24 protein-coding genes, 2 tRNA genes and 1 pseudogene are annotated in these 25,229 nt (G+C 58.6%); 15 read left to right on the forward strand and 12 right to left on the reverse strand.

The window, feature by feature from the left end; genetic code table 11:
• Positions 1-96: 96 nt before the first annotated feature.
• Complete coding sequence (locus ACR0J4_RS03680; protein ID WP_170551709.1) at positions 97-1,008, forward strand: pirin family protein; 912 nt, start codon at positions 97-99, stop codon at positions 1,006-1,008.
• Between the two features lie 24 nt (positions 1,009-1,032).
• On the opposite strand, the gene ACR0J4_RS03685 is transcribed toward ACR0J4_RS03680, so the two are convergent.
• Positions 1,033-1,620 (reverse strand): TetR/AcrR family transcriptional regulator, encoded by a 588-nt coding sequence (locus ACR0J4_RS03685; protein WP_170642299.1) that lies wholly within the window; start codon positions 1,618-1,620, stop codon positions 1,033-1,035.
• A gap of 99 nt (positions 1,621-1,719) precedes the next feature.
• Between ACR0J4_RS03685 and ACR0J4_RS03690 the strand changes: the two genes are divergently transcribed.
• The 6 genes from ACR0J4_RS03690 to ACR0J4_RS03715 all read left to right on the forward strand — a co-directional run bounded on the left by ACR0J4_RS03690 (position 1,720) and on the right by ACR0J4_RS03715 (position 6,555).
• The gene (locus ACR0J4_RS03690; RefSeq protein ID WP_170747288.1) at positions 1,720-1,968 is read left to right on the forward strand and encodes a hypothetical protein; all 249 of its coding nucleotides are present in this window, start codon (positions 1,720-1,722) and stop codon (positions 1,966-1,968) included.
• 126 nt (positions 1,969-2,094) lie between these two features.
• Positions 2,095-3,381 carry a homoserine dehydrogenase gene (locus ACR0J4_RS03695; protein ID WP_170376220.1) on the forward strand — a complete coding sequence of 429 codons (1,287 nt, stop codon included), beginning with the start codon at positions 2,095-2,097 and terminating at the stop codon, positions 3,379-3,381.
• Positions 3,382-3,452: 71 nt separating this feature from the next.
• The gene (gene glpX, locus ACR0J4_RS03700; protein ID WP_170642301.1) at positions 3,453-4,436 is read left to right on the forward strand and encodes a class II fructose-bisphosphatase; all 984 of its coding nucleotides are present in this window, start codon (positions 3,453-3,455) and stop codon (positions 4,434-4,436) included.
• 92 nt (positions 4,437-4,528) lie between these two features.
• A complete protein-coding gene (gene recJ / locus ACR0J4_RS03705) occupies positions 4,529-6,271 on the forward strand; it encodes a single-stranded-DNA-specific exonuclease RecJ (protein WP_170747283.1) in 1,743 nt (580 codons plus the stop codon).
• A gap of 108 nt (positions 6,272-6,379) precedes the next feature.
• Positions 6,380-6,454: transfer RNA gene (locus ACR0J4_RS03710), tRNA-Glu, on the forward strand.
• A 26-nt stretch (positions 6,455-6,480) separates the two neighbouring features.
• Positions 6,481-6,555: transfer RNA gene (locus ACR0J4_RS03715), tRNA-Glu, on the forward strand.
• A gap of 269 nt (positions 6,556-6,824) precedes the next feature.
• Here ACR0J4_RS03715 and ACR0J4_RS03720 read toward each other — a convergent pair.
• Positions 6,825-8,228 carry an MATE family efflux transporter gene (locus ACR0J4_RS03720; protein WP_480668292.1) on the reverse strand — a complete coding sequence of 468 codons (1,404 nt, stop codon included), beginning with the start codon at positions 8,226-8,228 and terminating at the stop codon, positions 6,825-6,827.
• Between the two features lie 314 nt (positions 8,229-8,542).
• Here ACR0J4_RS03720 and ACR0J4_RS03725 point away from each other — a divergent pair, with 314 nt between their 5' ends.
• From ACR0J4_RS03725 to ACR0J4_RS03740, 4 genes are all read left to right on the forward strand, one after another.
• A complete protein-coding gene (locus ACR0J4_RS03725) occupies positions 8,543-9,103 on the forward strand; it encodes a TRAP transporter small permease subunit (protein ID WP_170376848.1) in 561 nt (186 codons plus the stop codon).
• The gene (locus tag ACR0J4_RS03730; protein ID WP_170376214.1) at positions 9,100-10,428 is read left to right on the forward strand and encodes a TRAP transporter large permease; all 1,329 of its coding nucleotides are present in this window, start codon (positions 9,100-9,102) and stop codon (positions 10,426-10,428) included. Before ACR0J4_RS03725 ends, ACR0J4_RS03730 begins: the two co-directional genes overlap by 4 nt.
• A gap of 66 nt (positions 10,429-10,494) precedes the next feature.
• Positions 10,495-11,535, forward strand: coding sequence for a TRAP transporter substrate-binding protein (locus tag ACR0J4_RS03735; RefSeq protein ID WP_170376212.1), 1,041 nt, complete (start codon positions 10,495-10,497; stop codon positions 11,533-11,535).
• A 111-nt stretch (positions 11,536-11,646) separates the two neighbouring features.
• Positions 11,647-12,072 (forward strand): VOC family protein, encoded by a 426-nt coding sequence (locus tag ACR0J4_RS03740; RefSeq protein WP_170642305.1) that lies wholly within the window; start codon positions 11,647-11,649, stop codon positions 12,070-12,072.
• 83 nt (positions 12,073-12,155) lie between these two features.
• On the opposite strand, the gene xylA is transcribed toward ACR0J4_RS03740, so the two are convergent.
• From xylA to xylF, 4 genes are all read right to left on the reverse strand, one after another.
• The gene (gene xylA, locus ACR0J4_RS03745; RefSeq protein ID WP_170642307.1) at positions 12,156-13,463 is read right to left on the reverse strand and encodes a xylose isomerase; all 1,308 of its coding nucleotides are present in this window, start codon (positions 13,461-13,463) and stop codon (positions 12,156-12,158) included.
• A 9-nt stretch (positions 13,464-13,472) separates the two neighbouring features.
• Positions 13,473-14,270, reverse strand: a complete 798-nt coding sequence (locus ACR0J4_RS03750) for an ATP-binding cassette domain-containing protein (RefSeq protein WP_170470561.1) — start codon at positions 14,268-14,270, stop codon at positions 13,473-13,475.
• On the reverse strand, positions 14,270-15,568 hold the full coding sequence (locus ACR0J4_RS03755; RefSeq protein ID WP_170376204.1) for a sugar ABC transporter permease: 1,299 nt from the start codon (positions 15,566-15,568) through the stop codon (positions 14,270-14,272). Before ACR0J4_RS03755 ends, ACR0J4_RS03750 begins: the two co-directional genes overlap by 1 nt.
• Positions 15,569-15,634: 66 nt before the next feature.
• Positions 15,635-16,654 carry a D-xylose ABC transporter substrate-binding protein gene (gene xylF / locus ACR0J4_RS03760; RefSeq protein ID WP_170642309.1) on the reverse strand — a complete coding sequence of 340 codons (1,020 nt, stop codon included), beginning with the start codon at positions 16,652-16,654 and terminating at the stop codon, positions 15,635-15,637.
• A 154-nt stretch (positions 16,655-16,808) separates the two neighbouring features.
• On the opposite strand from xylF, the gene ACR0J4_RS03765 reads away from it, so the two are divergent.
• Positions 16,809-18,026 carry an ROK family transcriptional regulator gene (locus tag ACR0J4_RS03765; RefSeq protein ID WP_170642311.1) on the forward strand — a complete coding sequence of 406 codons (1,218 nt, stop codon included), beginning with the start codon at positions 16,809-16,811 and terminating at the stop codon, positions 18,024-18,026.
• Positions 18,016-19,527 (forward strand): CRTAC1 family protein, encoded by a 1,512-nt coding sequence (locus tag ACR0J4_RS03770; RefSeq protein WP_170642313.1) that lies wholly within the window; start codon positions 18,016-18,018, stop codon positions 19,525-19,527. The genes ACR0J4_RS03765 and ACR0J4_RS03770 overlap by 11 nt, the downstream gene beginning before the upstream one ends.
• Here the strand turns inward: ACR0J4_RS03770 and ACR0J4_RS03775 are convergent.
• Both ACR0J4_RS03775 and ACR0J4_RS03780 read right to left on the reverse strand, forming a co-directional pair.
• Entirely contained in the window at positions 19,521-20,804 is a 1,284-nt protein-coding gene (locus tag ACR0J4_RS03775; protein WP_170642316.1) for a cytochrome c peroxidase, read from the reverse strand. The genes ACR0J4_RS03770 and ACR0J4_RS03775 overlap by 7 nt on opposite strands.
• Before the next feature lie 2 nt (positions 20,805-20,806).
• Positions 20,807-21,847 (reverse strand): aldose epimerase family protein, encoded by a 1,041-nt coding sequence (locus ACR0J4_RS03780; RefSeq protein ID WP_480668293.1) that lies wholly within the window; start codon positions 21,845-21,847, stop codon positions 20,807-20,809.
• Between ACR0J4_RS03780 and ACR0J4_RS03785 the strand changes: the two genes are divergently transcribed.
• Complete coding sequence (locus ACR0J4_RS03785; protein WP_170642320.1) at positions 21,820-21,990, forward strand: hypothetical protein; 171 nt, start codon at positions 21,820-21,822, stop codon at positions 21,988-21,990. The two genes, ACR0J4_RS03780 and ACR0J4_RS03785, sit on opposite strands and share 28 nt — an antisense overlap.
• 50 nt (positions 21,991-22,040) lie before the next feature.
• Here the strand turns inward: ACR0J4_RS03785 and ACR0J4_RS03790 are convergent, their stop codons facing one another.
• Both ACR0J4_RS03790 and ACR0J4_RS03795 read right to left on the reverse strand, forming a co-directional pair.
• Positions 22,041-22,967, reverse strand: a complete 927-nt coding sequence (locus tag ACR0J4_RS03790; RefSeq protein ID WP_170551745.1) for an aminotransferase class IV — start codon at positions 22,965-22,967, stop codon at positions 22,041-22,043.
• A complete protein-coding gene (locus ACR0J4_RS03795; RefSeq protein WP_170551748.1) occupies positions 22,964-23,695 on the reverse strand; it encodes a sulfotransferase-like domain-containing protein in 732 nt (243 codons plus the stop codon). Before ACR0J4_RS03795 ends, ACR0J4_RS03790 begins: the two co-directional genes overlap by 4 nt.
• Positions 23,696-23,965: 270 nt before the next feature.
• Here ACR0J4_RS03795 and ACR0J4_RS03800 point away from each other — a divergent pair, with 270 nt between their 5' ends.
• The gene (locus tag ACR0J4_RS03800; protein WP_480668294.1) at positions 23,966-24,094 is read left to right on the forward strand and encodes a thioredoxin domain-containing protein; all 129 of its coding nucleotides are present in this window, start codon (positions 23,966-23,968) and stop codon (positions 24,092-24,094) included.
• 114 nt (positions 24,095-24,208) lie between these two features.
• Here the strand turns inward: ACR0J4_RS03800 and ACR0J4_RS03805 are convergent, their stop codons facing one another.
• The gene (locus tag ACR0J4_RS03805) at positions 24,209-24,502 is read right to left on the reverse strand and encodes a hypothetical protein (RefSeq protein ID WP_480668295.1); all 294 of its coding nucleotides are present in this window, start codon (positions 24,500-24,502) and stop codon (positions 24,209-24,211) included.
• Positions 24,503-24,617: 115 nt separating this feature from the next.
• Positions 24,618-25,169 (reverse strand): annotated as a pseudogene (locus ACR0J4_RS03810) (DDE-type integrase/transposase/recombinase); the annotation flags it as partial.
• Positions 25,170-25,229: the final 60 nt, after the last annotated feature.

Raw genomic sequence — 25,229 nt, forward strand, 5'->3', positions numbered from 1 at the left:
CCCTGCCCTACATTTGCGCACATTCATGGTGCCTCTGCGCAAATTGACCAGTCCCCGGATGGGCATACATCCTGCGAACAAATGAAGGAGGTTGCCATGTCCCTCAGACCCACATTGGAAACACGCAAGGCCGTACCGACGATGGAAGGTGCGGGCGTCAAGCTGCATCGCGCCTTCGGGTTTCAGGACCCGTCCGAATTGGACCCGTTTCTGTTGTTCGACGACTTTCGTAATGAACGCCCGCAAGACTATCAGGCCGGCTTTCCCTGGCATCCTCATCGCGGGATCGAGACGATCACCTATGTGCTGTCCGGCACGGTCGAGCATTCGGATTCGCTGGGCAACAGCGGGACGCTCGGCGCGGGTGATGTGCAATGGATGACGGCGGGATCCGGCATTCTGCATCAGGAAATGCCGCACGGGAATGCTTCGGGCCAGATGCACGGATTTCAGCTTTGGGGCAATCTGCCCTCGGATCAGAAAATGACCACTCCGCGCTATCAGGACGTTCAGGCGAAAGAGATCCCCGAAGTCATCGACGATGACGGCACAACAGTGCGCGTTATCGTGGGTGAGTTCTGGGGCAAAACCGGCCCAGTGGACGGTATTGCTGCAGATCCCCAATATCTGGACGTTCAGATCCCGGCCGGTGTCAAAAAGACCTTCAAGATCGATACCTACCGCCGCGCCTTTGCCTATGTGTTCCAAGGTCAGGCGGCCTTTGCCGATGCGTCCCAGCCGACCGGAGTTTTGCTGGAAAAGGAAGTCGCCGGGCAAGAGGTCAATATCCGCGACATGTCCGGAGACCGCACTCTGGTACGGTTCGGCACCGGGGATGAGATCACGGTTCAGGCCGGGCCTGAAGGCGTTCGCTTTCTGCTGATCTCGGGTGCTCCGATTGATGAGCCTGTGGCTTGGCACGGACCCATCGTCATGAACACGCGAGCAGAGTTGGAACAGGCATTTCGTGAGGTGCGCAATGGAACCTTCATTCGCCCTGCCCACTAAAGCCACGCCTGACCCGATTATGGGTCAGGCCATCACTGCGCGGCGAACCATGTCCCAATAGATCTGCTCGACCTCGTCCAAAGACAACCGCCCACCCGAGCGATACCAGGTCATCACACCATTCAGCATCGCGATCACCGCCAACGTGGCAATCTTAGTGTCCGAGATCGCGAATTGACCGGCTTTCTGGCCCTCACTCAATATCCGCTCCAGAGAATCCTCGTAGGCGCGGCGCAGATCCTCAATCTCTGCGAAGTTGTCCGGCGTCAGGTTGCGCAGCTCCATATAGGCGATGAAAACCTCGTCGGGGCGTTCCAGATGAAACCGGATGTGGAACCCGACAAAGCGGCGCAAAGCCTCTTGCGCATCGCCGGTTTCACCAAGCGCATCATAGGCTTGCTGAAGCTCCCGCATGTGGTCGCGCATCAGGCGAAACAACAGGCTTTGCTTGTCGGGGGTGTAATTATATAGCGCCCCGGCCTGAACGCCGACCTCTTTGGCGATCTGGCGCATCGAAACGGCGGCATAGCCATGGCTCGCAAAAAGACCCAACGCTGCCTTGCGGATGCGCGGGCCGGTTATGTCCGAATGTGATCCCTGTGTACGAGCCATGGACCGACACTATCTGAACGCGTGTTCAGATAGAACCCTGCTTGCACAGATCGGGTAAAAGAGGCATCACAAGACCAGTCCCTTGTGAAAGCACCTGTTATGAAGCGCCTGCCCGTTCTGGTTCTGATACTGACCCTTGCCGGATGCACCAACTTCCCCGAGTTGGAGGGTAGCGAATCCCGCGCGGTCAAGACGGCGCCTTACCCCAAGCTTTTGCCCCTACCCAACGTTCTGGGCGCGCCTGCCGATCCGGTCAGCGAAGCCTCAGCCGTTGAGCAGGACCTAACAGCCCAGAGCGAGGCTTTGGCAAAGAAAGCCGAAGCGCTGCAAAACGCGCAAATCAACTAGAGACCGGCTTTTCCCAGCCCCGGCTGACGCGTGACGGATTGCGCCCGTGCCCTGAACCGGCTAAGGCAGCGCTGAACGGGCAAAAGGCCCGAAGTCAGACTGGTACGAGCGAAAGGAACCCACGGGATGACACAGGCGCTGCGGCTTGGAATTGCGGGCTTGGGAACTGTTGGCGTGGGTGTTGTCCGGATTGTCCGGCGTCATGCCGATCTGCTGCAGGCACGCACCGGACGCCCGATTGAAATCGTCGCCGTCTCGGCCCGTGATTCAAGCAAGGATCGGGGCGTGAACCTGTCGGACTATGCGTGGGAAACCGATCCCGTAGCCTTGGCAAAACGCGATGACGTGGACGTGTTTGTCGAGTTGATGGGCGGTGAAAACGGCCCGGCCAAAGCCTCGGTCGAGGCCGCGCTGGCCAGCGGCAAAGATGTTGTCACGGCCAACAAAGCCCTGCTGGCCATCCATGGTCAGGAACTGGCCGAGAAGGCCGAAGCCGCAGGCCGCGTGATCCGGTTCGAGGCCGCCGTCGCCGGAGGCATCCCGGTGATCAAATCCCTCACCGAAGGTTTGGCTGGAAACGAAATCACCCGCGTGATGGGCGTGATGAACGGCACCTGCAACTACATCCTGACCCGTATGCAATCGCAGGAAAAAGGCTATAACGCGCTGTTCGACGAATGCGCCGAACTGGGCTACCTCGAAGCGGATCCGAACCTGGATGTGGGCGGCATTGACGCAGCACATAAACTGGCCCTGCTATCCTCGATCGCGTTTGGCACGAAGCCGAATTTCGACGGAATCGAGATTGAAGGCATCCAGCAAATCAGCCTCGACGACATTCATCAGGCCCATGACATGGGCTACCGGATCAAGCTGCTGGGTCTGGCCCAACGCACCGCGCGCGGTCTGGAACAGCGCATGCAGCCCTGCCTCGTGCCCAGCGACTCGCCGCTGGGTCAGCTCGAAGGTGGCACCAACATGGTGGTGATCGAAGGCGACGCGGTTGAACAAGTGGTGCTGCGCGGCCCTGGAGCGGGCGAAGGACCAACCGCAAGCGCAGTGATGGGCGATGTTTGCGATCTGGCACGGGGTCTGAAAATCTCGACCTTCGGGCGCCCTGCGTCCAGCCTTGAAGACGCCACCCCAGCCATCACAGGCCTGCCTGCGCCGTATTACCTGCGTCTGGGCTTGCTGGACAAACCCGGTGCGCTGGCCAAGGTCGCGGCCATTCTTGGCGACGCGGGCGTGTCGATTGACCGGATGCGCCAGTACGGCCACAGCGACAGCACAGCCCCCGTTTTGATTGTCACGCACAAAACCACGCGGGCCACTCTGGACGTGGCGCTAGACGGGTTCCGCACAACCGATGTTGTTGCGGGTGAGCCTGTCGCGCTTCGGATTGAACAGGTCTGAACCCTTGCAGCCTGCGCCATCCGCAGGCTATGCCAGACGAAACGCCATTGCCTGCCAAAGGAATACAACGCATGAACGCTGCCAAAATCGATTTTAACGACCGCCTGCTGTCCTTGGGCCTAGCGCGGGTCGCGGAACAGGCCGCGCTTGCCTCGGCCTCGCTGGTGGGACGTGGTGACGAGAAAGCTGCCGACCAGGCCGCCGTGAACGCGATGCGCGAGCAGTTGAACTTGCTGGATATCGCGGGTGTCGTGGTCATCGGCGAAGGCGAGCGTGACGAAGCGCCGATGCTCTATATCGGCGAAGAGGTCGGCACCGGCGAAGGCCCCGGTGTGGATATCGCTCTGGACCCGCTGGAAGGCACTACGCTGACCGCGAAGGACATGCCAAACGCACTGACCGTGATTGCCATGGGCCCGCGCGGCTCGATGCTGCATGCGCCGGACGTGTATATGGACAAGCTGGCCGTTGGCCCCGGCTACCCCGAAGGCGTTGTCTCGCTCGACATGAGCCCGCGCGAACGTGTTGAGGCATTGGCCAAGGCCAAGGGGTGCGAACCAGCCGATATTACCGTTTGCATCCTGGAGCGTCCGCGCCATGAGGCGATGATCGCCGAGGTGCGCGAAACCGGTGCCTCGATCCGTCTGATCACTGACGGCGATGTGGCAGGTGTTATGCATTGCGCCGAAAGCGAAACCACCGGCATCGACATGTATATGGGCCAGGGTGGCGCGCCCGAAGGCGTCCTGGCTGCCGCTGCTCTGAAATGCATGGGTGGTCAGATTTTTGGCCGCTTGCTGTTCCGCAACGATGACGAACGTGGTCGCGCCGCCAAGGCAGGCATCACCGATCTTGACCGTGTCTATGCACGTGACGAGATGGTGACGGCGGATGTGATCTTTGCCGCAACTGGCGTAACAGGTGGCTCTCTGCTGCCGCGCATCAAGCGTGAGCCGGGCTGGGTTGAAACCACCACCCTTCTGATGCGCTCGAAAACCGGGTCGGTTCGCCGCATGTCCTACCGCACGCCGATGTGGTCGCACGACGAAGCCTAAGCGGCTTGCGCCGATACCTTCGGCGAGAGTATCTGTGAAAAGATGAAGAGGCCGGGTCCAAATGGGTCCGGCCTTGGCACATGAGAGGCGCGATGAGTTTTCTTGGGGTTGAGCAATCTTTGACAGGTCGGCGCTGGGTGGGGCCCTCGCCCGAAGTTGAGCGCGCGACTGAAATGCTGGTGCAGCAGGCCGGTTTGCCGCGTGCCGTTTGCCAAGTGCTGGCGCGGCGGGGCGTCCCTCCGATGGAGGCTGCCGGTTTTCTGGAACCAAAGCTGAAAGAGCTTTTGCCTGATCCACGCAGCATGAAAGACATGGAAACCGCTGCGACCCGGTTTCTGAAAGCGGTGCGCGAAAAGCAGCGGATCGCAGTCTTTGCGGATTATGATGTGGATGGCGGTAGCTCTGCGGCGTTACTGCTGGTCTGGCTGCGACAGATGGGTTTGCAGGCGACGCTCTATGTGCCGGACCGCATCGACGAAGGCTATGGGCCGAACGTGCCTGCGATGCAATCGCTGGCAGCGGCGCATGACCTGATCATCTGCGTGGATTGCGGTACGCTGAGCCATGACCCGATCGCCGCTGCAATGGGCGCGGACGTGATTGTGCTGGATCACCATCTGGGCGGTGAGACCCTGCCGGACTGCGTGGCCGTGGTGAACCCGAACCGGCAGGATGAAAGCGGCGATCTGGGCTATCTCTGCGCGGCAGGCGTTGTATTCCTGATGCTGGTCGAGGCTGGGCGGCAAATGCGGGAGGCTGGGGCCAAGGGACCGGAATTGGTGCCCCTGCTAGATCTGGTCGCGCTGGCGACTGTCGCGGATGTTGCCCCTCTGATTGAGGCGAACCGCGCTTTGGTCCGACAAGGTTTGAAGGTCATGGCAAGCCGTCAGCGACCCGGCCTTGTGGCCCTGTCGGATGTCGCTCGCATGGATGCCGCGCCCAATAGCTATCATCTCGGGTTTCTTCTGGGGCCGCGGGTGAACGCTGGGGGACGCATTGGACAGGCCGACCTTGGAGCGCGGCTGCTCAGTACTGACTCTTTGCACGAAGCGCGGGCCCTTTCCGAGCGGCTCGATGCGCTGAATACTGAACGGCGCGATATCGAAAACGCCGTGAGGGCCGCCGCGCTTGAGCAGGCGGAGGAGCGTGGTTTGGACGCACCCTTGGTCTGGGCCGCTGGCGAAGGGTGGCATCCGGGCGTTGTCGGTATCGTCGCCTCGCGCCTGAAGGAAAACGCCAACCGCCCGGCGATTGTGATCGGCTTTGACGGGGACGAAGGCAAAGGATCAGGGCGGTCGGTCTCGGGCGTTGATCTAGGGGCCTCGATCCAGCGGCTAGCGGCTGAGGGGTTGTTGGTCAAAGGTGGCGGTCACAAGATGGCGGCGGGGCTGACCGTGATGCGCGACCAGTTGGAACCGGCCATGAAGCGCCTGTCAGAACTGCTGGAAAAACAAGGCGCAGGGCAAGGTGGTCCGGCGGACATGAAGCTCGACGGGGCGTTGATGCCCGGCGCCGCGACAGTGGATCTGATTGAAGAAATTGAGAAAGCCGGGCCTTTTGGGGCCAGCGCCCCTGCTCCGCGCTACGCCCTGCCCGACCTACAGGTGCGGTTTGCCAAACGGGTGGGCGAGGCGCATCTAAAGCTCTCGCTTGCGGATGGTCTTGGCGGCGGGCTGGACGCGATCGCATTCGGAGCCTTCGACGGGCCGATGGGTGAAAAGCTTTCAAATCACGGCGGAGCGCGCTTTCATTTCGCCGGTCGGCTTGAGGTGAACACATGGGGTGGTCGCCAAAACGTACAGCTACGTCTTGAGGACGCGGCCGAGGCGAAATGACCAGTTTCAAGGCAACAGCAGGACAGGTCAAAAAACTTTCGCATCCCTGCATTTTTCGGCTTGCGGGGGTCGGGGTGAAACCGTAAAAGGCCCTCCACAAGCTAGCGTGGCCCGTTCGTCTATCGGTTAGGACGCCAGGTTTTCAACCTGGAAAGAGGGGTTCGATTCCCCTACGGGCTGCCATTTTTGCTTGTGAGCCAAAGCTCAGTGGCCCGTTCGTCTATCGGTTAGGACGCCAGGTTTTCAACCTGGAAAGAGGGGTTCGATTCCCCTACGGGCTGCCACTTCACTAGCTTTCAATATCTAGAAGAAAACCAGAAGTCTGGCATCAATCTTGAATTGTTTTCTGTTTGTTGCCTCTTGCCGTGGCTCCTTTGATGCTTTTCCAGTTGTGGTTGCTACAGAGCTATTCGTACAAAACACTCTGGCAAACTTTCGTTCCAGAGCCCCAAACCTCCGTCAGCGTGTCACGCCCTTCGACCGTTTCGGCCACAAACAGATCGTTGAACCTATGGCAGTCGCAGAGCCATGGTTCACCGGCACCTGCCTCGTGCTACCAGCCGCGACGGCCAAACAGAGAATGCAAGCGGTTCTGACCTGCAAACGGGTCGATCTCCTGCGCGCGTTCTAAGCTAGACACAACACGGCCGACCAAATTCCAACTGATCGCGGCGAAGATGATGCCGCCGAAAGCCTGCCCCAAAAGAACTCCGGACGCCCCGGCCAGTGCCGATCCAATTGAGGCGAAGACCCAAGTGCCCACAGTATGGCGGCCCCAGTTGATCCATGTGGAATAGACCGGGTGGCCAAGGTTGTTGAAGCTGGCATTGGCGACGAAGATGACACCGTTGAAGAAAGACGCCAGCGCCAGAGGCCCGCAGAACAGGTAGATCAGCACGCGGGTCTCGCCCTCGGCCGCGAACAAATCCGCGATTGGTGCGCGCAACAGGAAAAGGACCGCCGCCATCCCAAGAACGTAGATCGCAGTAAATTTGATGCCGGCCAGAAAGGCTTCGCGCACGCGGGTGAACTGCTCGGCCCCGAAGTTTTGCCCGATGATGGGACCGATTGCCCCAGACAGCGCAAAGATGACCGAGAACGCCACAGGCAAAAGCCGCCCGATCACAGCCATTCCGGCCACCGCATCCGTTCCGTACTCGGCAATCTCACGAACCACGATGGCATTGCCGATCGGCGTTGCCACATTGGTCAGCACGGCCGGGATCGCGATGGACCGGACTGGTTTCAGATCGGATGCGACTTGCCGCAGCGATGGGCGGGCAAAGCCTCGGTGGACGCGCAGGGCGGGCCAAAGCGCAGCGGCGAGCATGCAGATCCGCGCCAGCACCGATGCAATCGCTGCACCGTCGAGCCCCAAACCAACCCCGAAGATCAGGATCGGGTCGAGAACCGCGTTCACCACGCCGCCATAGATGGTGGCCATCATGGATCGCCGCGCATCCCCATGCGCTCGCAGAACCGCCATTGCTACCATCGCAATCGCCATCACCCACATAGTCGGCAAAATGATTGACACATAGCGTGTGGCGAGCCTCAAAACCTCGCCTTCAGCCCCCAATAACGACAACAACGCGCTCAGGTTCCAAAGCACCAGTACCGGCGTTATCAGCCCAACGCACAGACCCAGCGTGGCCACGCTGGATGCATATTTCCCCGCCTCTTCTGGCCGCCCTGCCCCCAAGGCCCGTGCCGTTAACGCTCCGGCCGAGATCGACAGGCCGATATTGATTGCATTGGTGAAGAACAGCAGCGTTCCGGCATATCCCACGGCGGCAGCCAACGCGTCATTGCCAAGCATCGAGATGAATACCATGTCGACGAAATCGACCGCAAAAATCGCCATCAGACCGATGCTTGTCGTCAGAGACATGCGCGTGACATGTCGCATCAGGCTGCCACTCAGGAAAACGGCTTCGCCTTGGGATTGATTGGCCATGTTCTACCTGCTCTGCGACGGCGTTTGAGTTCTGTCACCTTCTCAGATGGCAGCGCAGCGTCAACAGTTTCATTTCGCCCAAAAGGCGAGCCATTTTCGGGCAATCACCACTGAGTCGGGTTTTGCAAGCCCTGAGCCGAAGCCGTGCTTGACAGAATCCAACCATCTCGTTCTGATATCAGCGTGAGCAAAAACACTGAATCAAACCAATGCATTGCCCGGATCACGCGCTGCTGTCAGCATCGCTCTCGGCATGGTTGCGTTCGGTCTGATGACCCCAAACGCCTGAAAGTCTGCCTCTCGTGACAGGACCCATGATGACTTATGTGCGGTTCATCGACCGCGCCAACCGGATGCTGGGTCGCGTGATCATGTATGGCATCTTCGTGATGATGGCGATCCTGCTGTATTCCTCAGTTTCCAAGACATTCTTCGTGCCGTCCCTCTGGACGCTGGAAATGGCCCAATTCGCGATGGTGGCCTACTACATGCTGGGTGGGCCTTACGCGATGCAGATGGGCGCGAATGTCCGGATGGACCTGCTCTATGGCGAATGGACGGACCGCAAGAAAAGCCAGATCGACGCGCTGACCGTTTTGTTTCTGATTACCTACCTTGGTTTTCTGCTGTGGGGTGGCTGGGACAGCCTGATGTATTCGTTCCAGTATGGTGGAGAGCGCTCCTCCTCGGCCTGGCGGCCCTATATCTGGCCGATCAAGACCATCATGGTCATCGGCATCTTTCTGATGCTGCTTCAGGCGATATCGGAACTTTGCAAGGACATCCTGCGCCTCAAAGGCTTTGACATGGGCAAAAAGGATGATGAGCCCGTCCACATGGCCCCCGAAGACCTTGAAGGAGGGCATCGCGGGTGAGCTATGAACTGATTGCCGCGCTCATGTTCTCGACCATGATGCTAATGCTACTGACCGGTCAGCGGGTCTTTGGTGCGATTGGCTTTGTCGCTGTGGTTGCAGCATTCTTCCTATGGGGGGACCGTGGAGGATACGATCTTGGCTTTGCGGCGGCGATCAAGGTGATGCGATGGTATCCCCTGCTGACGCTGCCGATGTTCATCTTCATGGGCTACATCCTGTCTGAGTCCCGGATTGCCGATGACCTCTATCGGATGTTCCACGTTTGGATGGGCGGCCTGTCCGGTGGGTTGGCCATTGGCACCATCGGCCTCATGGTTCTGATCTCGGCCATGAACGGGCTGTCTGTGGCTGGTATGGCGATCGGAGCCACCATCGCCCTGCCCGAGCTGCTACGTCGCAACTATGACAAGCTGATGGTCACCGGCGTGATACAGGCCGGATCGTCTTTGGGCATTCTGGTGCCACCCTCAGTCGTGCTGGTCCTTTATGCCATGATCGCGCGCCAACCGGTCGGGCAACTCTGGCTGGCCGGCGTGATCCCCGGCCTGATGATGGCCACGATGTTCATCATCTACATCGCCATCCGCTGCCGCATAAATCCGGCACTTGGCCCCGTGATGAGCGCGGAGGAACGCGCAGAGGTCACATGGGGCGAAAAGATGCGTCTGCTGGGCGCTGGCCTGCTGCCGCTGGGCATCTTCGCCGTGATGATGGTGCCCTTTGTCAATGGCTGGACCTCTTTGGTGGAAAGCTCCGCCCTTGGTGCCATCGCGGCCTTTCTGGCGGCCGTTTTGAAACGCCGAATGACATGGCAGGTCTTTGAAACTTCGATCAAGCAGACCTTGGGCATCACCTGCATGTTCATGTGGATCATCCTCGCGGCACTCGCCTTTGGGGCAGTCTTCGACGGTCTGGGCGCGGTCAAAGCAATTGAGAATCTGTTTACCGTTCAACTCGGCCTGAACCCGTGGATCATCCTGATCCTGATGCAGTTAAGCTTTTTGCTCATGGGCACCTTCCTTGATGACACAGCCATGCTGGTCATCGTCGCCCCCCTTTACGTGCCCTTGGTCGGCGCGCTTGGGTTTGACCTGATCTGGTACGGCGTGCTCTACACGATCACCTGCCAGATCGCTTATATGACACCGCCTTTCGGGTATAACCTGTTCCTGATGCGGGCCATGGCCCCGCCTGAGGTGACGATCAAAGACATTTACCGCTCAATCATCCCGTTTGTCTGCGTGATGGCTGTGGCACTGGGATTGGTCATGGCCTTCCCTGACATTGCATTGTGGCTTCCGGGCGTCGTCTACGGAAACTGAGCATACAAGAAAGAGAAGCCGGAAAAACCGGTTCGATTTCAACAAAAAGCACAGGAGAGGAAGACTATGACCACAACAAGACGCAGATTTTTACGCACTGCAGCTTTGGCCGCGCCTGCGACGCTGGCAGCGCCCGCAATTGTCAAAGCGCAGGCCCCGATCAAATGGCGCTTTCAGACCTACGCAGGGGGTGCGTTGGGTGAGCATGTGACCAAACCGGCCATCGATTACATCAACGCCAACGCCAATGGTGAGCTTGAGATCGAGCTGTTCTATGCCGACCAGATCGTCCCCACCGGAGAGCTATTCCAGGCGCTTCAGCGCGGCACCATTGACGGCGTGCATTCGGACGATGACTCGATGGCCTCACCCACGCCGTTGCGCGTGTTCGGTGGATATTTCCCCTTTGCCACCAAGCACATCCTCGACGTTCCTGTCCTGTTCAACCAGTACGGTCTGGCCGATATCTGGCGCGATGAATACGCGAAGGTCGGAGTACAATGGCTATCTGCCGCCGGTCAGGACCCGTGCAATTTCAACACCAAGAAGGAGATCACCTCGGTCGCTGATCTGGACGGGTTGAAACTCTATACCTTCCCGACCGCTGGTCGCTTCCTTGCCAAGTTCGGTGTGGTTCCGGTGAACATCCCTTATGAGGACGCCGAAGTGGCCGTTCAGACAGGTGAGCTGGATGGCATGGCCTGGTCTGGCATCACCGAAGACTACACGGTCGGCTGGGCTGATGTGACCGACTACTTCCTGACCAACAACATCTCGGGCGCATGGATCGGATCGTGGTTCGCCAACCAAGAGCGTTGGAACGAGCTGCCGGATCACCTGAAATCTGTCGTAATGGCGGGGATCGAAGCCGGGCACACCTATCGGAACCAGTGGTACTGGGGTGGCGAAGCGGCGTTGCGGGCCAATGGTGACAAGCTGGAGCTGCGCTCGGTTCCGCCCGGCGAATGGGCCGAAGTGGAGAACGCGGCCAAGGAGTTCTGGGACGAGATTGCTCAGGAAGGCGAAGTCCACCAGAAGATCATCGGCATCTTCCAAGAATACAACAGCGTCATCAATCAGGCTGGCGTGCCCTACAACTTCGAATAAAGAAACGGGCGACCCCCCGAAAAGGGGTCGCCTTGTCAATTTGTCATCCACAGAAACCAACCGACATGCTAGAGGTCCCAAGACACCGAAGGTTCAGGGCAAGGGCAGCGCATGAAACTGGAATTCCACCACATCAACTTCGTCGCTGATGATGTTGATCGCATGCACGATTTCTACACCATTGTGCTGGGTCTGGATAATATCCCGCAGGACAATTTCCCACGGACCGAGGCCAATGAGGACAGCGGTTATGACGGCAAGATCCGCTTTGCAACCGAGGGCCACATGCAGATGCATCTGGCCGAACGCGCCTTTGACGTTGCCTTCAAAAACGGTCAGGTGATCAACCCAGTAGAACGCGGCCATATCGCCTTTCGCACCGATGACCTGCCCGCGTTCCTGAAGCTGCTGGACGAGCGTGGCATCCCCTATTCCGACTATGGCACCACCTTCGCGAAAGAATGGCATCAGGTCTTCTTTCAAGACCCAGAAGGCAATGTGATCGAGGTTCATCAACAGGTCGTTCAGAGCGAATAACCACAAAGAGGCCCGCGCACTTAGATCGTGCAGCGGGCCTTTGAAAGAGTTGTTGGTCGGGAAGTCCGCCCAAACGAAACGGTTCAGACGAACCGGTTGACGTAGTTCTCGAGAATTTCCTGCCGACCAGAGCGAGGCTGCGGGTTGATATCCTCGGCCAAGACGCGGGCCGTGATCTCATCCAGACCAGAGGACAGCATGGATTGTGCGGCTTCCGTCGACCAGCCCGCGTATCTGTCCTCCAGCGCGGCCTCTAGCCCGCCATCTTCGATCATGGCGGCAGCCGCTTTCAAACCGCGCGCGCAGATATCCATACCGCCCACATGCGCGGCGATCAGATCCTCGGCGTCGATCGACTGACGGCGGATTTTCGCGTCGAAATTGGTCCCGCCTGTGGTGAAGCCTCCGGCCTTGAGGATATGATAGTAGGCCAAGGCAACCTCGGGCGTGTTATTGGGAAATTGGTCCGTATCCCAACCCGACTGATAGTCATTGCGGTTCATGTCGATGGAACCCAGCATGCCTTCAGTCGTCGCAGTTGCGATCTCATGCTCAAAGCTGTGACCGGCCAGAATGGCGTGCCCCTGTTCGAGGTTCAGCTTGACTTCGTCCTCAAGGCCGTACTTGCGAAGGAAGCCGATGCAAGTGGCGGCGTCGTAGTCGTACTGATGCTTGGACGGTTCCTGCGGCTTGGGTTCGACCAGAATGGCGCCCTTGAAGCCGATCTTGTGCTTGTACTCGACCACCATGTTCAGGAACCGGCCCATGTGATCAAGCTCAGCCCCCATATCGGTGTTGAGCAACGTCTCATAGCCTTCACGCCCGCCCCATAGGACGTAGTTCTCCCCCCCCAGCTTGTGAGTCGCGTCGATGCAGGATTTCACCGTGGCGGCAGCAAAGGCAAACACGTCCGGATCAGGGTTCGTGCTGGCACCACCCATCCAGCGGCGATGGCTGAACATATTGGCGGTCCCCCAAAGCAGCTTTGTGCCCGAGACCTGCATCTTCTCACCGATATAGTCGGTAATCTCTTCCAGAGTTCTCAGGTTATCCGCATAGTTGCCCTGTTCGGGTCGGATATCCGCATCGTGCCAGCAGAAATAGGGCTGCCCGAGAATATCGAACATCTCGAACGCGATGTCGGCTTTCATTTTAGCACGGCCCATATCGTCCTGCGGATGCCAGGGACGCTCAAGCGTTGGGCCGCCAAACGGATCGCCGCCTTCCCAGGCGAACGAGTGCCACCACGCGACGGCGAAACGCAGGTGATCCTCCATGCGTTTGCCCATGATGACTTCATCCGGATCGTAGTGACGGAAGGCGAGCGGGTTCTTGCTGTCTTCGCCCTCGTACCGGATCTTTTCGATCTCTTGAAAGAAACCACTCGCCATTGTCTTCCCTCACTCAGTCTTTTCGCCAGGCTTTTTGCCCAGAATGATCATCGACAGCAGGTCATCATCGGTGACATCGGGGATGTCTACGGTTCCGACCAATTGACCGTTCTTCATGACCGAAGCCCGATCGCACAGTTCCATCACAGCATGCACATCATGGTCGATCAGGAAAATCCCGATCCCCTGCGCCTTGAGCTTCTGGATCAGTTCCGCAACCATCTGGGTCTCATGCGGGCCCAATGCGGCTGTGGGTTCGTCCATGATCAGGATGCGCGCGTTGAAATACACCGCCCTGGCAATCGCCACCGACTGGCGCTGACCGCCAGACAGGGCCGAGACCGGGTCATTGAACTTCTGGAAGTTCGGGTTCAGCTGACCCATGATCTTGCGGCACTCGGCCTCCATCGCGGCATCGTTGACCAAGCCCATTGGTGTCACCATCTCGCGCCCGAGAAACAGGTTCGAGCTGGCGTCGAGGTTGTCGGCCAAAGCGAGCGTCTGATAAATCGTCTCGATATTGTTGGCCCGCGCGTCCCGAGGGTTGTTGATCTCGACTTTTTCACCGTCGATCCGAATCTCGCCGCTGTCCATCTGGTAGGCGCCGGACAGGACCTTGATCAGCGTGGACTTCCCTGCCCCGTTATGGCCCAGCAGGCCCACAACTTCGCCGGGGTAGAGGTCGACCGACACGTGATCCACCGCTTTGATGCCCCCGAAGGAAATCGAGATGTCGTTCATTTCGACCAGAGGCGGCTTGCCAGAGCCGCGACCCGAGTTTGTGTTCTGCGTTTCTTCAGCTTGCATCATTTCGCTCCCAGACGTTTGCGATAGACGATGTCGATATAGACAGCCAGGACGAGCACAGCACCGACGACGATGTTCTGGAACGGTGCATCCACACCTACCATGGCCATCCCCGATTGCAGCGCCTGCATGATCAGGGCCCCCAGAATCGCACCATAGATCGTCCCCAGACCACCGGACAGAGCGGTCCCGCCGATCACGGCTGCAGCAATAACGCGCAGCTCATCCAGCGTACCAATGTCGTTCGAGTGGTTGGCCAGACGGGCCGAAGCCACAACAGCAGACAGTGCGCAAAGGAAACCCATCAAGGCAAAGATCTTGACGGTCATCATGCGGGTGTTGATGCCCGAAAGCTCTGCCGCGTCGGGATTGCCGCCAGTTGCAAAGATATAGCGGCCGAACCGGGTCTTGCGGGCCACGACTGTCAACGTGACAGCTACCAGGATCAGGATCAAAACCGAAATCGGGATGCCGTAGCCGACGACCAGACCCTCAGGCATGATCTCACCACGCGCTTCGAACATACGCTCGAGCCGGCGGGTAGGAATGGCGTAGCTGTTGACGATGAAGACATAGCCCATGATCGCGATGCCGATGATCCCGGCCAGCGTTGTTTCAGCCCAGACGGGTTTGACCGGGAAACCATGTGCGGCCTTGGACCGACGCGCACTCCAGAGCGCCCAGATCGCGGCGGCTGTGGCGGCAAGGCCGAACAAAAGGCTGGCCGTGGTGCCAAGCGTTCCGTTGGTGCCGCCGAACATCAGGAATGTGCTATCCAGCGGGCCAATGGTCTGGCCATCGGTCATGTACCAGGCGACGTTGCGCCAAACCAGAAACCCACCGAGGGTCACGATGAAGGCGGGAATTGTCAGGTACCCGATCATCCAGCCTTGAAAGGCCCCGATCAGGGTTCCAACCGCAAGCCCAACGACCAGAGTGATCGCCCATGTGGCCGGGTTGTTCAGGCCCATGCCCAGCATGTTCGGCAACAGCTCGGTTTGGGTCATGGCCATCACGGCGGATGTCGTTGCCAGCAAGGCGCCGACAGACAGGTCGATGTGGCGCATCACGATGATGAACACCATGCCACAGGCCATGATCGCAACCGACACGGTCTGAATGGACAGGTTGAACAGGTTGCGCGGGGTCAGGAAACGCCCATCCGTGACGATATTGAACCCGATGCAAAGGATGATAAACGCGCCGATCATACCCAATAGCCGCATATCCAGCTCAAGCTGCTGGAACAAGTTTTGCTTGCTTTTCTGGGGTACCGGCTGAGACGAAGTTTCGGTCATATCCGATCTTTCATGTTCAGCGATTTGGATCCCGGCCCGCCTACGCAGGCCGGGAATTTTAGTAGTTTAGTTACAGGGGGCTGGGCCGTTTTCCACGCCCTGGCAAAGGTCTTCCAACGGAATCCAGCCTGCGTCCACAACAACCGAGAGGTTGTCTTTTGTGATCGGAACCGGTGCCAGGAAGACCGAAGTCATCTCGGTGCCACCGGGCGACGTCCAGCTGACCGCGCCTTCAACATCTCCTGCGGCCGTGCCACCGCTCAGCGCGACTGCGATCTCGCCTGCGGCTTTGCCCAGCTCACGCGCGTCTTTCCAGACGGACACGGTTTGGGTGCCCAGCGCGACGCGGTTCAGCGCGGCATGGTCACCGTCCTGACCCGAGACAGGGATACCTTCCATGCCCTGCGCCGTCAGCGCAGCAACAACACCACCGGCAGTACCGTCATTCGAGGCAACCACGGCGTCCACGTTGTTTTCGTTTGCCGTCAGGATCTGCTCCATGTTGCGCTGTGCGTTCGCTGGCAGCCAGCCATCGGTATAGGCTTCGCCGACGATTACAACGTCACCGCTGTCGACAGCGGCCTGAATGATCTCTTGCTGACCGCCACGCAGGAAGTCTGCGTTCGGGTCGGTCGGAGAACCCTTGATCATGACGTAGTTGCCCTTGGGCATAGCTTCGAACACCGCGCGGGCCTGCATGCGGCCGACTTCGACGTTGTCGAAGGTCAGGTAGAATGCACGGTCATCTTCGATCAGGCGGTCATATGCGATAACCGGGATGCCTTCGTCCGCAGCGGCCTGAACAGCCGGGCCAATCGCCTGCGAGTCTTGCGCGAGGATGATCAGAGCGTCCACGCCCTGGGCGATCAGGCTTTCAATGTCCGCCAGCTGCTTGGCAGAAGACGACTGCGCGTCGGCAGAGATATACTCGGCACCACCTGCCTCAAGCGCGGATTTGATCGCGGCTTCGTCAGTCTTCCAACGCTCTTCCTGAAAGTTCGACCAGCTGACGCCAACGACGGTTTCAGCAAAGGCAGCCGTACCCATAAGGGCCGCTGCGACTGAAATGCTTAGGAATTTCTTCATTTTTTTCCTCCCGGTTGTTCGAGTCCCATTGAAGTGATTCGAGGACTTCACCTACCTGAGTAGCACATTTATTTCAGTCGGCAAAATATTTATGCTATCGCTAACATGAGAATCTGACTAAGGTGAATGCCAAGATGAGATTCGCGAGGGCAAGATGCTGAAAAACAAAGCCTCTTCTATCTCTACCGAGCAGCGGAACGTAACGCGGCTGCGCGTGCTGGAGCATATCCGCCGCAAGGGGGCGATCTCGCGCATTGATATTGCGGGTGCTTTGCAGACCAGCCCCGCCACCGTTACCACCGCAACGGCAGACCTGTTGTCTGCGGGGCTGATCCATGAGGTTGAAGGCGATCCTCAGTCTGGATCTCCTCGGCGCGGGCGGCCCCGTGTTTTGCTTAAGTTGAACGGTGGATCATTGCTGATCGCGGGGTTCAAGGTCACTCGCCACTATGTCTCGGTTCTGATCGCAGATTTCGAAGGGCTCGAGATTGCGTCGATCAAATACCCGCTGGTCGAAGCCTGTATGACCCCGCTCGACTTTGCAAAAACCATTCGAAAGGCGCTGGAAAGCGCCTGCGCGGCTGCGTCCGTTTCGATGTCGGATATCGCAGGGGTCTCGATCGGGATCGCGGGCCTGATTGATGCCGAGCACAACTTTGTCCATTGGTCCTCCTCGATCTCGGAACGAAACGTGCCCCTTGGCCCGCTTCTGCAGCAAGAGGTTGATTGCCCAGTCTTCATTGAAAACGACGCAAATCTTGTTGCAAAGGCGGAACAATTGTTCGGGCTTGGCAAGGGGCTGCGAAACTTCCTTGTTATCACGATAGAACACGGTGTCGGCCTAGGGATCGTGCTGGGCGGCAAGCTCTACCGAGGCGAACGCGGATGCGGGGCCGAATTTGGCCATACCAAGGTACAACTGGACGGGGCGCTCTGCCAATGTGGCCAGCACGGATGTCTTGAAGCTTATGTCGGGGAATACGCCTTGATCCGAGAGGCCTCGATTGCCGGTCAGGATCGCGACCAGATCACCATTGCCGACCTGCATGACAACGCGCAGTCCGGTGATCAACATGCCTTGTCCGTGCTAGATCGGGCCGGTCAGATATTCGGCATGGGCGTTTCGAACCTGATCAATCTGTTCGATCCCGAATGCATCATCATCTCGGGCAGTCAGGTCAGCTTTCAGCACCTCTATTCCGACAGCGTGATGGAGCGGATACGTAAGGGGGTGGTCCACGTCGATGCCCCCCTGCCCGACATCAAGGTCAACCAGTGGGATGACACCATGTGGGCCAAAGGCGCCATTGCCTATGCCATCGAACAAGTCTCAACCTTGAAGATACGCGAGATGCCGACCCATGCATCGTGAGTGCGCCCTCCTACTGGCAAGCGCCACAGCTGTTGCGGCCGATCAGCCCGTACCAAGCTTTCAACAGATCGAGGTTGCCGCACACGTCTATGACGGCGGCTGGGAACATTTCGTGGGCGGAGGCGTTGCGGTGTTCGACTGCGACGGCGACAGCCTGCCCGACCTCTTCGCTGCAGGTGGGTCAAACACATCGCAGCTGTTCCACAACACCTCGGACGGCGATCTCTCTTTCCGCGTCGACACGCCAGAGGCGCTGTCACTGACCGGTGTGACCGGGGCCTATCCACTGGATATCGACGGTGACGGCTTTCAGGATCTGGCGGTTCTGAGGGTTGGTGAGGACCTTTTGTTGCAAGGCCAGCCTGACTGCCAGTTTACCCCTTTTGCCGATCTGAACTTCCAATCAGATGATCATTGGAGCACTGGTTTCTCGGCCACGTGGGAGGACGGCGAGACGCTGCCAACGCTGGCCTTCGGCACCTATGTCGACCGTTTTGACCCCGAGGGTCCTTTCGAGACCTGCGGTCCGACGCTCCTTTATCGTCCTGAAGGAGCAGGTTTCGGCGCGCCGGTGCCGCTGAAGCCGGGCTATTGTTCATTGTCGATCCTGTTCTCCGACTGGGCGCGCACGGGTCGGGCGGACCTGCGGGTCAGCAATGATCGCCACTACTACGTGCGCGACGGGCAAGAGCAGCTCTGGGCGATGGAGGCGGAACCGCGCCTTTACACCGAGGACGACGGATGGTTGCCCTACTCGATCTGGGGAATGGGGATCGCCTCGCGCGATCTCACGGGGGACGGGTTCTCCGATGTCTACCTGACGTCGATGGGCGACCAGAAGTTTCAGGTATTTGACCCCTCAAATGACAGCCCCACCTGGCGCGATGCGACCTATGAGAAAGGCACCACCGCGCACAGACCGCATGTCGGCGGCGACGGGCGGCCTTCGACCGGGTGGCATGCGCAGTTCGGAGACGCCAACAACGACGGGCTGGACGATATTTTCGTGACCAAGGGAAATGTCGAACAGATGCCGGTAGCGGCCTTGAACGACCCGAATAATCTGATGCTGCAACAGCCTGATGGGTCCTTTGTCGAAGCCGCCGCCGAGGCGGGCGTGGCCTCGATGGCCAAGTCACGGGGCGGCGCGTTGGTCGATCTGAACAATGATGGCCAACTGGATTTGGTGGTCGTCAACCGGGGCGCGCCGTTGGAGGTTCACCAGAACACAACTACCGCTGGAAACTGGGTTCTTGTCGATGTCTCTCAGAACACCTCCAACCGTGCTGCGGTGGGCGGGTTTATCGAGATGCGAACGCCGTCGGGCTTGCAGACCCGCGAAATCACCATTGGCGGAGGCCATGCAGGGGGGACGTCAGGCCTGCATCATTTCGGCCTGGGATCGGCTGAGGCGGTCGAGCTGCGGATGATCTGGCCGGATGGCTCCACAGGCGACTGGCAGGCGTATGACGCCAACCAGATCATCCGCCTCCATCACTGATCCACAGGCAGCCCGCTGGGAACGGTTTCGGGAACACCAAGCCTTTGGGTCGGGTCTTCAAGGGTGTTCAGAAAACTGAGGATCGCGTTTACCTCATCGTCGCTCAACGAAACCGGCTCCAAGCTATTGGCAGCAGCGATGGCCTCGGTCGTTTCAACCAAAGCCCGCTGATCATCGGCCCCCGGAAACGCGGGCAGACTTGCTTGTTCCAGCGAATACCGCTGCAACGACCTCACCGGATCAAGGTGGTGGCGCACCACATCCTCCAACTCGGCATAGGCTCCGCTATGGCCATAAGGGGCGGTCAGGGTCACGTTGCGCAGTGACGGTGTGCGAAAGGCAAAGGCATCATCGGCCTCACCGGTCACCCGCATGCGACCATCGTCGCGAGCGTGACTTTCGAACCGCGCACCTTTTCCCGGCCCGATCTGAGGCATGGCGATGGCGTGGAACCCGTAATCCGTCTGGAGCCAACCTGAATGGCAGGAACTACACCCCGCTTCACCGTAAAACAGATCCAATCCAGCCTGGGCCTCGGGCGACAGCTCGGCCTCTCCGCGCATCGCCTGATCAAACAGGCTGTTGTCGGCCCTCCATTCGAAGGCGATGAAATCGGCTATGACGTTGGCAATCGTCGTAAAGGTGATCTCCTCACCCGGCAGTGCGTCTTCGAACCGCGTCTGATATTCTGGAATAGCCACGACACGCGCGGCGATCAGGTCCCAGGCCCCGCCCTCTTGTGTCAGCAGACCCAGGCGCACAGCTTTGCTTATTTCATTCTCGGAGTAATGACCGGCCATTTCGTCCGGCGACAGCACCGGGAACATGGCCTGCGCCGCGAGGGCGGATTTGAACCCCGGCCGCATATGCGTTCCAAGCGGAGTGCGGATGCCGTTGGGGCGGCTTGGGTCGGCCTCAAGCCGCCCGTCATGGAAGAAGACAGTGAACTCGTCCGCGCCGAGGTTCCACAGGGCCGGAGAGTTGCGGGGAATGCGCTGTTCCGGGCGGTTTTCCGGGTCCATTGCCCGTGTCATGCCAAGCCCGATGCCGCCCTCACCCACGCCGAGCGACAACCCGTCTGACGTGCCCAAACGCGGATGGTGACAGGACCCGCAGCTGATATTTCGGTTGCCGGACAGGATGGGATCGTAAAAGAGCAACTGCCCCAACTCGACAACGGCCAGATCAGGTTCCGCGAATTCGGGAGGTGGGCCAAGCTCTAGCGCTTGTGCGGCCGAGGCCAATCCCATCATTCCAATCGCCGAAAATACCCTCATGCCTAGGTCCCTGTGAGTTTGAGTGTAAGTGTCTGATGATAGGGCCGCTCAGGTGAAAAAACCATGCTTGGAAACGCGTTGATGTTGGGCGCGTTGGGATAGCCTGATGGCTCAATACACAGACCAGCGCCGGAGTGAAACGGTACCCCCAATGAACCAGCAGAATAGACCTGCGCCCCGGGCTGATCGGAAAACACGTGCAGTCCCAGCCCATTTACGGCGTCAATCTTGGCGATCGGCTGCTGCGTATCGCGGTCGTTGTCGAACACGTAGAAATGATCGACGTTTTTGCCCGGGCGACCCGGCTGCGTGAAATCCAGCCCCGTGTTCTCTAAGTCTTTTAGGTTGCCGGTTGGCACACCCTGCGCGTCCGTCTCCAGCACATGCCCGGCATTCACCTGCAGGGTGAAATCTTCAACGCCCATAGGACTGCCAAGCGTGTAGTAGTTATGTTGCGCGATGCTGATCGGTGTTGGCCGATCCGGCTGGGCCGTGATGGTATACATCAGATTGGGAAAACTGAGCGAGACGTGCAGCTCAAACCTGACCTCGCCCGGAAAGCCGCCTTCGCTATCGGTTGAGAGGTAAGTCATCACCGCCTCACGATCCGAAAGTTCCTGCAGTGTCCAGATTTGGCGGGACAGGCCCTCGGCCCCGCTATGAAGGGTATTGGCGCCCTCGTTCGGATCCAGCCTGTATCGCGTACCCGCGAGTTCAAAGCTCGCGCCCTTGATCCGGTTTGCCACCCGCCCGACAATTGCCCCATGATAAAAGGGGTCGCGCAGATAGGCCTGAGGTTCGTCATATCCGAGGATCAACGGCGTATCATCTAACCACCAACCTTGGGTGATTGCACCGTAGTTCAGAAGGCTGACGGACATGTTTCTGTCCTGCAACCGCACCTGTTCGATCTGCAAAGCGCCTCCCCTTTTCCCCTGCGGGTCGCGCAGTGTCGCGACAACTCCGGTCCTATCCAAAGGCAGTCTTGAAGACCGCCCCAAGTTACTGCGCTCATATGACCGCCGAACAGGTCCCAACACCACCCAAGGCGGCGGATGCCTTAGCGTTTACGTCTGATGGCGGCTGCTCGCGCCTCAAAGTTAGCGCTATCATAGATATTGTTGAACGCCTAGACCAGATGAAAATTTCTTTTTTATCCGCACTAAATGGCACTTACTTTCCTTGAGGCAGGGCACCCCAAACAGCGCGATCACGACCCCGCTGGTTGGCCAAGGATCACGTTTGCGCGGCCACGTTCCGGGCGACCAGTTCCTTGTAGAGCGCGCGAATCCGCAATGTCATCGGACCAGCCTTGCCCTCTCCGATCTGTTTGCCGTCGATCTCGGCCACTGGGGTTTGCGCGCCGAAGGTGCCGGTCAGAAACGCCTCATCCGCGCCGTAGGCCTCGTAGAGTGAGTAGTTCTTTTCGAAAACCGGTATGTCGTTGGCGCGGCACAGGTCGATCACCTTCTGTCGGGTCACCCCGTTCATGCAGTAATCCCCGGTCGAGGTCCAAACCTCACCCTTGCGCACGATAAAGAAATTGCAGGCGTTGGTGGTGTTTACAAACCCATGAGGGTCCAGCATCAGTCCCTCATCCGCGCCTGCCTGTTCGGCCTGCAAACAGGCGATGACACAGTTCAATTTGGAGTGGCTGTTGAACTTCGCATCCTGGCTGGTCGGCAATCCTCGCACCTGCGGCACAGTCGCCAGACGTATCCCCCGCGCGGTCAACGCCTCGGCGGGTTTGGAGTGCTCGACGATGGCCACGATGGTCGGCCCCCAGCGCGACAGCTTGGGATGCTGAAACGGCTTGGCCTTGCGACCGCGCGTGATCATCAGCCGCGCGTGGGCATCGGTTGTCGCACCATTGGCGGCGGCGGTGGCGTCCAAAATCTCGCGAATTTCCTCGCGCGTTTTGCCGATGTCCAAAGACACGGCCTTGCAGCTGTCAAACAGCCGATCCATGTGTTCGTCAAAAAAGGCCCAGCATCCATCATAGAGCCGCAGCCCTTCCCACATGCCGTCGCCCAGCATGAAGCCGGAATCATAGACCGAGACCTTGGCCTCATCCTTGTGAACAAGCGCGCCATCGACCCAGATTTTCAGGTCCTCGTTGCGGGCGTCGTATTCCGCGTCATGTGTTGAGAGTTCGATTGTCATGCATCACCTTCCAGAACAAGTGCATCCGACCTGAGCCGCTCATAATACGGCATTGCCGCGTCGCATATGGATTGAAGCGCGGGCGGCAAGGTCGGGAGCGCCCCCTCAGCGCCCGCAAAACCGGTTGAGGCATGTACGGCCCCGTACCAGTGGCTGGCCCACACGCCGTCCGAGGGATGGCCGCCAGCAGGCCAAGACAACATGGCCGGGTCAAAGGGCAGATCAATTGCCGCACATAGTTTCCGCAACATCTGTTCGGGCGCCTGACGAATATCATAGCTGTCGACGATCACGCCTGCACCGGTTCGCGCGCGGATCAGATTGTAGATCTCGGCCTGTTGCACAAAACCAATATCCTCAAGCGTCGGGTTTTCGCGTTTTGCGGCATAGCTGGCCAGCACACGCGCGGGGTGGCGGATCAGGAAGATATGTTTCAGCCCGTCCATCCAGGGCTGATCCAAGCCCCAAACCATATGCTGGGTCATGTGTTTCTGGTAGATATGCGCTTTGCCTTCGGGCGGCTGCGCTGCGCAACCCTGCCCGACCTGAAGGGGGTCCGTTTCGCCGGCAGCAACGATCTCCTCGCCCATCGGATGATCCAGCCCGGTCTCGGCCAGATAGGCCGCGTAGAATGGCTCATCCCAGACGGCGCAATCCTCGCGCGCGCCGAAAGCATACATCATCGCAGTGGACAGATTTCTGGGGCCAGACCAGCAGGCTATGTTCATATTTCAAGACCCCTTATTTAGGTTGACAGATGTTATCTCGGGCGGACCGCTGCACGAAGTTTTAGTATGCGCTACAGTCATATAAGGACACAACTTCAAGTTCACGCATACCCCTTCTGCTTGTCATAGCAACACCCCGATCTTGTCAACATAGAGAGTTCGGAGCGACCATGAAATCGGCCTCAGATAAACACCAGTTTCACGTTGCATTTTTTCAGGTTGAATTTCGTTACAAATGTAACAATGCTGCGGCAATGAAGGGATGATATCATGAAACTCTATTCCTACTGGCACTCGACCACTCCGCATCGGGTTCGCATCGCCTTGAACCTCATGGGCCTCAGCTACGTTTACTGCCCGGTCGATCTGGTCACCGGAGAGCAAGGCGAACCCGGTTAAACCACGCTCAATCCCGGCAAGGGTGTTCCAACTCTGGTTCTTGAGGACGGCACGACCCTGACTCAATCGCTGGCAATCATCGACTATCTGGAGGTCATCGCGCCAGAACCTAGTTTACTTCCAGCCCACCCTCAGCTGCGCGCGCGAGTCCAGGCCGCCGCGCACGCCATCGCGATGGACATCCAACCGGTGAACAACCTGAGGGTCATGACCTACCTCAAATCCCAAATGGGAATGGACTCTGCCGGACAGACCGATTGGTTCCACCATTGGATGACCGAGGGGTTTGCCGCCTACCAGGCGCTGTTGCCGCAAAACACCCGTTTCAGTTTCACAGACACCCCAACCCTCGCCGATATCTGCTTTGTCCCCCAGCTCTATAACGCGCATCGCTGGGGGGGTGAACATGACACACTTTCCGCGACTGCTCGAGATCGAAAAACACGCACTGTCCCTTGCCGCTTTTGATAAGGCGCGCCCGGAGAACCAACCCGACGCAAATTGACAAGTTTAAGTAACGGCAAGCGGATTGTCGTCGTCGGTAAGGAAGGTGCGAATTCTCAACGCGGTTGTGGAGCCAACTGCCCGTTTGTTGTTTTCCCTTGGCACCAAGTTCTCTAAGAGCAGCCCGATATGATACGAAAGAAACCGTGACCATATTTTCCGCAACAACAAAGCGCTTCTTAAATTTCTTGAGGAATTTCAATGCTGCCTGCTTGTTTCAGCGATTGGTAACGACAGCTTCGAACACCTCTCCTTCGTGATCAACGACACTCCGCAGGTCTAGCCGCTTTCCATTGATCTCAACAAACACTTCGTCGACATGCCATTTCAATTTTGGGTATGCCCGCAACTGCTGGATCCGTTTTATCCGAATTTCTGATGCGAAAATCGGGCTAAACCAGTTCCACCACTACCGCACGGTCTTGTGGCTGACTTCGATGCCACGCTCATGCATCAGGTCTCCCACATTCCGAAGCAACAGAGGAAACCAAACACGTAGCATCACCGCCAAGAGAATGATTTCTGGGCTGGTTTTAAAACATTTGAAGGGAACTCGTCTTTTCACGAGCAGGGGCTACAAAAGCCCCCTACCCGACTCAAGACAAGTTCCTCTGACAAGCCTTTATTTTGG

This window comes from Ruegeria sp. B10 (genome assembly GCF_056539825.1).